Origin of the sequence: Rhodopseudomonas sp. WA056 (assembly GCF_010906995.1) — a bacterium.
GTDB lineage: Bacteria > Pseudomonadota > Alphaproteobacteria > Rhizobiales > Xanthobacteraceae > Rhodopseudomonas > Rhodopseudomonas palustris_G.
In genome coordinates this window covers 1-8,499 of record NZ_QPFS01000167.1, presented here as the reverse complement: position 1 = coordinate 8,499, position 8,499 = coordinate 1, and the positions used below count along the sequence as shown (strand labels likewise).

At 66.0% G+C, this 8,499-nt stretch carries 9 protein-coding genes and 1 pseudogene; 7 read left to right on the top strand and 3 right to left on the bottom strand.

Annotated elements, in window-relative coordinates; translation table 11 throughout:
• Positions 1-17: 17 nt before the first annotated feature.
• The 6 genes from DU475_RS22075 (at position 18) to DU475_RS22050 (ending at position 4,677) form a co-directional block, all read left to right on the top strand.
• Positions 18-599 carry a YqaA family protein gene (locus DU475_RS22075; protein WP_013504514.1) on the top strand — a complete coding sequence of 194 codons (582 nt, stop codon included), beginning with the start codon at positions 18-20 and terminating at the stop codon, positions 597-599.
• A 481-nt stretch (positions 600-1,080) separates the two neighbouring features.
• Positions 1,081-1,302 carry a hypothetical protein gene (locus DU475_RS24410; RefSeq protein ID WP_246700395.1) on the top strand — a complete coding sequence of 74 codons (222 nt, stop codon included), beginning with the start codon at positions 1,081-1,083 and terminating at the stop codon, positions 1,300-1,302.
• Positions 1,303-1,446: 144 nt separating this feature from the next.
• Positions 1,447-2,415: an NAD(P)H-dependent flavin oxidoreductase gene (locus DU475_RS22065; RefSeq protein ID WP_013504516.1), complete on the top strand. Its 969-nt coding sequence runs from the start codon at positions 1,447-1,449 to the stop codon at positions 2,413-2,415.
• A gap of 155 nt (positions 2,416-2,570) precedes the next feature.
• Positions 2,571-3,344 (top strand): thioesterase family protein, encoded by a 774-nt coding sequence (locus DU475_RS22060; RefSeq protein WP_013504517.1) that lies wholly within the window; start codon positions 2,571-2,573, stop codon positions 3,342-3,344.
• A gap of 189 nt (positions 3,345-3,533) precedes the next feature.
• Positions 3,534-3,788, top strand: a complete 255-nt coding sequence (locus DU475_RS22055) for a hypothetical protein (RefSeq protein WP_047308888.1) — start codon at positions 3,534-3,536, stop codon at positions 3,786-3,788.
• A 136-nt stretch (positions 3,789-3,924) separates the two neighbouring features.
• Positions 3,925-4,677 (top strand): hypothetical protein, encoded by a 753-nt coding sequence (locus tag DU475_RS22050; protein ID WP_164633336.1) that lies wholly within the window; start codon positions 3,925-3,927, stop codon positions 4,675-4,677.
• Between the two features lie 57 nt (positions 4,678-4,734).
• Here DU475_RS22050 and DU475_RS22045 read toward each other — a convergent pair whose 3' ends face one another.
• Positions 4,735-6,480 carry a tetratricopeptide repeat protein gene (locus DU475_RS22045; RefSeq protein WP_164633335.1) on the bottom strand — a complete coding sequence of 582 codons (1,746 nt, stop codon included), beginning with the start codon at positions 6,478-6,480 and terminating at the stop codon, positions 4,735-4,737.
• 213 nt (positions 6,481-6,693) lie between these two features.
• On the opposite strand from DU475_RS22045, the gene DU475_RS22040 reads away from it, so the two are divergent.
• Positions 6,694-7,695 carry a S8 family serine peptidase gene (locus DU475_RS22040; RefSeq protein WP_234713362.1) on the top strand — a complete coding sequence of 334 codons (1,002 nt, stop codon included), beginning with the start codon at positions 6,694-6,696 and terminating at the stop codon, positions 7,693-7,695.
• Here the strand turns inward: DU475_RS22040 and DU475_RS22035 are convergent.
• Positions 7,668-8,209 (bottom strand): annotated as a pseudogene (locus tag DU475_RS22035) (DUF2478 domain-containing protein). The gene DU475_RS22040 and the pseudogene DU475_RS22035 overlap by 28 nt on opposite strands.
• 170 nt (positions 8,210-8,379) lie before the next feature.
• The coding region (locus DU475_RS22030; RefSeq protein ID WP_205524501.1) for a TOBE domain-containing protein at positions 8,380-8,499 on the bottom strand (120 nt) is incomplete at its 5' end.

Sequence of the window (8,499 nt, the reverse complement as noted above, 5' to 3'; positions counted from 1 at the left end):
GTGGTTGATCGCGCGTCATGCTGCGCAAAATCTACGACTGGTGCATCGACGCCGCCCACAAGCCCTACGCTCTGTGGATCCTCGGAATGGTCTCCTTCGCGGAGAGTTCGTTCTTCCCGATCCCGCCGGACGTCATGCTGATTCCGATGTCGCTGGCACGGCCGGAACGGGCATGGTTTTACGCCGGGCTGTGCACCATCACCTCGGTCGCGGGCGGCGTGGTCGGCTATCTGATCGGCGCCGTGCTGTACGATTCGGTCGGCCATTGGCTGATACAGCTCTATGGCTACGGCGACAAGGTCGAGGCCTTTCGCGCCGGCTATGCGCAATGGGGCGCCTGGATCATCCTGCTCAAGGGCCTGACCCCGATCCCCTACAAGCTGGTGACCATCACCTCCGGTTTCGCCGGCTACGACATCTGGTCGTTCATCCTGTTCTCGATCATCGCTCGCGGCGGCCGGTTCTTCGTCGTGGCCATCGTGCTGAACCGCTACGGCGTGGTGATCCGAGAGCAGATCGAAAAGCGGCTCGGCCTGTGGGTGACGATCGGCGCGGTCGTGCTGGTGCTCGGCTTCGTGGTCGCTCTCAAGCTGGTCTAGCAACGGTTCCGGTGACCCGTCTTCTCTCCGCCGGTACATCGGCGTAGGCTGGGACATGCTCGTATTGAACCGCATGTTGCGCCGGCGTCTGGCGGCACGATGCATCTGCGTTGCCGCAGCCGCGGTGCTGCTCGCGACCCTCGCCAGCGCGCCCGCAGCGGCGCAGCTTTCCGCGGCGCCGCCAGCCGACCGGGCGCCACCGTCTCCTCCGTCGCAGTCGGACAATCCCGGTCTGGTCGACGAAATCCAAAAGCTCCTGAAGGCTCCCTCGTCGCTCCTGCCGTCGACCTCGCTGCTGCCATCGTTTGGAAGCGACAACAAAGACTCGCCGCAGCCGGCGCCCGCCAGTCCGGCGCCCCAGCAGAGTCCGCCAGGTTCGCCGCCGCAAGCAGGGCCGCCATCACTTCCGCCGCCTTCAGCTTCCGCGCCCTCGGCTTCGCCGACACCGCCCCCAACACAATCCTCGCCAATGGTGCCGGCGATGGTCAGCGGGCATCAGGTCTGTCCGGTGGTCCCTGGCAGCGGACCAAACTGCCAGGCGGCCGCCGACATCCTGTGCCGATCGAAGGGCTATCGCCTCGGCAACAGCCTCGGCGTCGATTCGACCGAGAAGTGCTCCGCCAAGGTGCTGATCCCCGGACGGCCGCGCGAGCCGGGCGATTGCCGCACCGAAAATTTCGTCACACGGGCATGGCGCCAATAGGCGGCGCCCGATTCCTGCGACGAAACGCACGCTTGCGTCGAAACGCTGCGAATTCGGCAAATCGTAGCTTGCAGGCCGGTTCCTCGCTTGCTTTTGTGTCGCCGCGGCCGCGCCGCCAAACACAACAAACAAGGAGAAACTCGAATGCCCATGCCTGCATTGTTCAAGGGCCGCCTGTCGGTTCCGGTGATCGGCTCACCGCTGTTCATCATCTCGGGTCCCGAGCTGGTGATCGCACAATGCAAGGCCGGCGTGGTCGGGTCGTTTCCGGCGCTGAATGCGCGCCCTGCGGCGCTGCTCGACGAATGGCTGCATCAGATCAGGGAAGAACTCGCCGCCTACGACAAGGCGCATCCGGAGCGTCCGTCGGCGCCGTTCGCCGTCAACCAGATCGTGCACAAATCCAACAACCGGCTCGATGCCGACCTCGCGCTGTGTGAAAAGCACAAGGTGCCGATGCTGATCACCTCGCTCGGTGCCCGCGAGGAGCTGAACCAGGCCGCGCACAATTGGGGAGGCATCGTCTTCCACGACGTCATCAATCAGAAGTTCGCCCACAAGGCCGTCGAGAAAGGCGCCGACGGCCTGATCCTGGTCGCGGCCGGCGCCGGCGGCCATGCCGGTACGCAATCGCCGTTCGCCTTCGTCACCGAGACGCGCGCCTGGTACAACGGTCCGATCGCCCTGTCGGGCGCGATCGCCAATGGCCGCGCGATCCGTGCCGCCCGCGTGCTCGGGGCCGACTTCGCCTATATCGGATCGGCCTTCATCGCCACCAAGGAAGCCAACGCGGTCGAGCGCTACAAGGAGATGATCACCACCTCCGGCGCCGACGACATCGTGTACTCGAACCTGTTCACCGGCGTGCACGGCAACTATCTGAAGCCGTCGATCGTCGCGGCGGGGATGGACCCGGACAATCTCGAACAATCCGATCCGTCGAAGATGAACTTCGGCACCGACGAAGCCGGAGAACGCGCCAAACCGAAGGCGTGGAAGGAGATCTGGGGCGCAGGCCAGGGCATCGGCAGCATCAACGAAGTCCTGCCCGCCGGCGAACTGATTGCCCGTTTCAAGAAGGAATACGACGAGGCGATCGACCCGCCGCTGTGAGGCGATAACCGTCGTCTCCTCTGCTCACCCGGTCATTGCGAGGAGTGCAACGACGAAGCAATCCAGCTCCGTGCGCCGGCCCTGGATTGCTTTGCTTCGCTCGCAATGAGGGGGAACGCTCCGATCTCGTCAGCTCAATTTCTGGACGCCGCCTCATGGACTCCATTTACCGTATCGACGGCACCGATATCGAAACCAGTCCGAACGCGGCCGGGCCGTGGGATCCGACGATGCAGCACGGCTCGCCGCCGTCGGCGCTCGTGACCTATCTGGCCGAGCAGGTCCCAACGCCATCGCCGATGCAGATCGCGCGCGTCACCGTCGATCTGTTGCGTCCGGTGCCGGTGGGACCGCTGACCTACCAGACCGAGGTGCTGCGCGAGGGCCGCAAGATCCAGCTCTGCGCCGTGCGGCTGCTGTCGAAGGGCGTCGTCGTGGTCGGCGCCACGGTGCTGAAGATTCGCATCGCCCCGCCCGATCTGCCCGACGATATCGAGCACCCGCCGCTCGACGTACCGCATCCCGACGATTGCCCGGTGCTCGACCCAGGCTTCACCCGCAATCCGTTCGTCGGTGGAATGTCGCTGCGCAAGGTCTATGGCGGCTTCGGTGAGATTGGTCCCGGCGCAACCTGGTATCGCGCCGACCGCGCACTTGTCGAAGGGCAGCCGACATCGCAGGCGATGCGCGCAGTGGTCGCCGCAGACTTCAGCAACGCCACATCGTCGATCCTCGACTTCAAACACTGGACCTTCATCAACGCCGACCTCAACGTGTTCTTCGCGCGGCAGCCGGTCGGCGACTGGGTGCTGCTGAATTCCGAAATGTGGTTGGGGCCCGACGGTGCCGGTATCGCGTCGTCGAAGCTGGCGGATGTGCACGGCTATTTCGGTCGCGCGATCCAGAATCTGGTGGTCGAGCAGCGCTGAGCCGGAGAGCTCGGGGCTGTGGATAGCAGGGATCACTCCACGTATTTGTACCTGGCGGTCGAGACGCGGGAGCCGCTTAATACCCCATTAACCATCCTCGGCACATCAATAGGGCCGCCGCGACGCGGGGCTCTCTCGACGACCGCCCCTGCATCGTAGGCGCACACCACAGCCGAAGTGGACGTCGCCATGTTGCATGTCGAAAAGACTTCCGCGACTCTCGAGGAACTCCGCATCCGGGTCGCTCGCGCGCTGCAGCGCAATCCGCTGTGCCGCGACGTCCGGTTCGAGATCGTCGCGACGCCGCGCACCCGCAAAGGCGGCAACTGGACGATTAGTATCCAGTCGGTCGCGCCCGACGCACTGTGGGAAGCCTCCGAGATCATCGCCGACATCCAGGAAGCCTACGAGCTGGCCGAGATACAGATGTACGCGGCGGCCTGAACGGACAGCCTGAACGTGCGGCCTTGGGCGCGGAACCGAACGCCCCGAGGAACCGACTATAGTTACCACTAACAGCCATATTTCGTCTGCATTCTTGCGCGATACCAGCAGCCGTTCGTCGCCGACGGAGACCAGCTTGACCAAGGCCATCACCCTTTCTGCGCTGGCGTGTGTGCTCCTGGCGAGCGCGTCTGCGGCCAGCATTCTATCCCGCGCCAGCGTCCCGGCGGCGGGCTCTGCCGGTGCCGCTGCGATCGAGCGCCCGGTCGCCAATCGCGAGGTCAAGGCCGACAAGCTCGGCATAGCCCGGCCACAGCTCGCTGCGAGCGAGCCCGAGCTCGGCGACTTCGAGGCCACCGACTTCGAGGCCACCGATCGAGCGACAGCGCTTTCCGAAGCCGATGCTGCGGACACCACGACGACGACCGGGCCTGTGCGGCTCGCCTATGCGACCGACGAACCACCGGTCGCGGCGATTCCCGAGGCGTCCCCGTCGGGACCGAGCTCGGCGGCAAAACCGGTGACCAAGCTGCCACCGGTGATTGCCACCACGCCGGTTCAGAAGCCGAAGCCAAAGCCTGCCGCGAAGGAAGCCCTGCTCAGCGACGGCCAAATTGCGCAGATCAAAACCCGGCTCAATTTGTCGTCGTCGCAAGAATACTATTGGCCGTCGGTGGAGCAGGCGCTCCGCGCGATCGGCCGCAAGCTGCATGCGGCGTCGCGCGGCCGCGGCGATGGCGCGCCGCCGATCGATCCCGACAGCGCCGAAGTGCAGCAGCTCAAATTCGCCGCGATGCCGTTGCTGTTCCAGCTCCGCGAGGACCAGAAGCAGGAAGTACGCAAGCTCGCCCGCACCATAGGCCTGGAACAGGTCGCACAGCAGATCTGACGGGGGAAGCCGGACCGTTGGCCGCGCATCCGATAGCGACGCCCGATTCGACTGATCCTAAGCGGCGGTTTCCTGACTGTCCCGCTCCGGCCAATCCTGCGGCCGACCGGGCACCATCTTCAGCCCTCCGACGAGGTGGTCGATCCAGGTGCGGTCGACGAACGGCAGCCAATCCAGAAAGCGTTTGGAGAAATGCGGCGTGGCGGCGACGAACTCGTCGCAGGCGAGGCGCGCGGCATCGAGCTGGCCAATCCGCGCCAACGCGTTGACCTTGAGAACGTGCGCGTACCAATAGGCCGGGCGGCGCGCCAGTGCCAGCGTGGCGTGCTCGATCGCGTCGGGCCACTGCCCGAGCTGGGTATAGGCGAGCGCCAGTTCGCCCAGCGAATAGAAAATGTTGGGATCGTTCGACGACAGCCGCAGCGCGGTCTTGAGGTGCACGATCGCCTGATCGGGCTGACCTGCGAGATTGAAGCAGCCGCCGAGTTGAGCGTGCGCCAGCGCCAGACTCGGCGTGAGCGCGATCGCCTGCTTCAGCAGGCCCTTCGCTTCGAGCGGATGCCGCAGCCACATCTCGGCGATCCCAGCGAGCATGAAGCCACGGCCGTCGTCGGGATCGGCCAGCATCGCCTGTTGCGCCAGCTTGCGCATCCGCAGGATCTGATCCTGCGGCTGGCGTCCGGCCCAGATCGACCAGGCCAGTGCCGCCGTCGCCTGAATCAGCGCTTCGGGCGAATCCGGATCGAGCGCCAGCGCTTCGGCAAACAGCTTCTGCGCCATCTCGGAATCGGCGCGCGTCAGCCGGTTGAGATGCCAGCGCCCACGCCAGATCAGATCGGAAACGCCGAGCCGATCCTGTCGCTTGCCGCGGATGCGGATCTGCTCGGCGTGTTCGATCCGGCTTTCGAGCTGCGCCACCAGTTCATTGACGAACTGCTCGAGCTCGTCGCGCGCTGCCGGCGATTGCAGCGTGAATCGTCGCGACCACAGCGAATAGCCGGTCACCGCCTCGGCCAGCGACGCCGACACGCCATAGGATTGATAGGCGCGATACAGCCGGCCGTCGACGAGGTACTGCGCGCCGAGGCGCTGGCCGATCAGTTTGCGATCGTCGCTCTCACTGAATGAAAAGCTGGAATTGCGCGAGATCACCGGCAGCCAGCGGATCCGCGATAGCCCGACGATCAGCTCCTCGCCGATGCCTTCGGCGACGTAGTCCAGCGTTTCGTCTCCGGTGGCGTTGGCGAACGGCAGCACCGCGATCGCCGGCCGGCCTGCAAACCCTACCGGCGGCGCCGAAGTGTCGACGATATGGGTCGGGAGCGTCGTTCCGCCACCTGCCACCGCCGAGATGTCGTTGGCAGGCGGCACCAGCGCGCCGCGCTGTTCACGCAGCCATTCGCCGAAGCCTCGCTCACTTGGAATTTCGAGGCCTTCCAGCAGTTCTCCGACCGCCCGGCCCGGGCGCGCGGCAAACAGGTCGATGTCGATCAAATCGGTCCGCAGGCACACACGATCACGATCGCTGAGCAAGAGCTCGGCGGCGTCCACGTTCAGCAGCTTGCGCAGGTTCGACAGCTCGCGGCGCAGACTGCCGGCGGCTTCGGCCTTGCGCCGGCTGCCCCACAGCCGATCCTGCAGCCAGCCGCGGGTCCGCGCGCCATCACGCGACAAAGCGAGCATTGCGACAACGGCAATGCCCTTCTTGCTGGTGATCTCGATCCGGCGCCCGCCCGGCGCGGTGAACTCGAAGGGGCCGAGCAGCCGAAGCGCATATCGCTCCGAATGTGCCGCCGCCGTCATCCCGTGTCCTTCCTGTCGCTGCGCTCAAAATAGCACTTTTCACGGTGCTATCACGCCATTTTCACGCTGGAGACCCATCGATAAGGGAGCGGAACCAGACCCAATAAGGGATTATGCGAGATGCCTCTTGACCGATTGAAAAATCGAGAAATAACGAGGCATAAACCGTCAGTTGCAACGGGCAGTGCAGGCAACGACATGCGAGCGCATCGCATGTGGCTGACGGAAGATGCGGGCGGGGTTATGGTTGGCGTGTCTGGAAGCGAGCTCCACCAGGAGCTTCTGTTCGCGTTCGGCGGCGGCGAGCGCGATGTTACCGTGGCGCTGCTCGACGGATTGGTCGACCGCACCCATGACTGTTTCATCGGCGCGCCCCTCAAGCCCCTCAACTCCGCAGCAGCCCAGCGCGCCGGCGAAGACGCCCCCGCGAGCGCGCAAGCCACCCATTTGGCCAGTCTCCTTTTCGGGCAGCCTTGCCGGTCCGTCGAGGGCATCGCACCGATGTGCAGCGGTTTGCTGGCGCCGATCTTCAGCAGTGGTCGGCAGGCGTGCAGACAAGCCGATCTTGCCGACGCAATCGCTCGGGCACTGGATCATGGCGCCGACATCATCTTGATTGGTGACGGATCGTTCGAACGCCCTTGGTATCCGGGCCCCGCTCTGGCGGACGCAGTCGCCAAGTGTAATGCCCGCAAAGCGCTGATCGTCACCAGCGCCGGCAGCCAGGGCTGCACCACGCTGCTGCGCCGTTGCGGCACCTCGAACTTGCTGCCGGTCGCAGCCCTCGACAGCGTCGGCCAGCTCCTCGGCGGCCAGTGCCGCGACCTCGGTGACATTGGAATCGCCATTCCCGGCACCAGCGTGACGGGCGCCGCCCTGGAGGGAAGGATCGTACAGCGAAGCAGCCCGAATGTTGCGGCGGGGATGGTGGCGGGGGTGGCTGCGGTGCTGTTGGGCGTGCTGTACCGGGCGGGCAGAGCGCGCGATCCCGGCGCCGTCGCCGAGGCGATCCGGATGACCGCGACCCCGCGGGGCGCGCTCGGCGGATCCGGATACCCGGCGACCTGGACCGGCCGCAAGAGCCTGGAGACGGCAGCCGCCTACCTCACCGGGCGCTACGAGGGCGCCTACGCGTCCAGCCTGTTCGAAACCTGGTATCGCGCCCAGGCGGGCGCGATCCGGTCGGATCACGCCGCGTTCCGTCCCCGGGCGTGATCGCGCCACCACGCTTCCAGCGCCTCCGCCTCCGGCGGCAACGACACCGACAGCCCCTGGGCGAAGTCGTTCCAGACGTCTTCGGCCTTCGGCGTCACCACGCAGGCCACCGGCACGCCGGCCGCGATCGCCGCCTGGAACGCCGACATCAGCCCGCCGCGCACCGCCTCCTGGCCGCCGAACCGGCTCAGCACCACCAGCGCCGGCTTGCGTGCCACCCCCGCTCGACCGCGCCCGCGGCCAGCGCCAGCGACGACGAGTTGAGATTGCAGGCCTGCGACCCCGAGCCCAGATCCTGGTGCATCGAATAGCGATCGCCGGTGGCGATATCGATCAGCTCGCTGCGGCATTCGCAGCCTTCATGGCCGCCGCCATGGCCGTGATGGCCGCTGTCTTCCAGCGGCACGACCACGCCGACGACATCGACGCCTTCGGCCTTGCGGCGCAGCGCGAACGCCGTCAGCACGTCGGCGGCCGGCGTGCCCGGTCCGCCGCGCAGCGCCGCGATCGGCATCGATTGATTACTTTCGAACGACATTGTCGATTCTCCTTCAGGGGATGCGGACGCACGTGGTCGCTGACCCGACACGACTGGTAGTCGCGTAGTTTCCAGCGCCGCCTTTGCAGCGATCGTAAGAAAGAATGCGAAGTTCGTGCCGGCTCGCGGCACGTCATCGCCGCCAACTACGCGTGGCCGTCGCGCCCCGGCGCGAGCGCAACGCCCTTGATCTGGGCATAGACATCGACGCCTGCGGCGAGCCGCAACTGGTCCCACGACCGCCGGCTCAGCCGGGCCAGTAACCG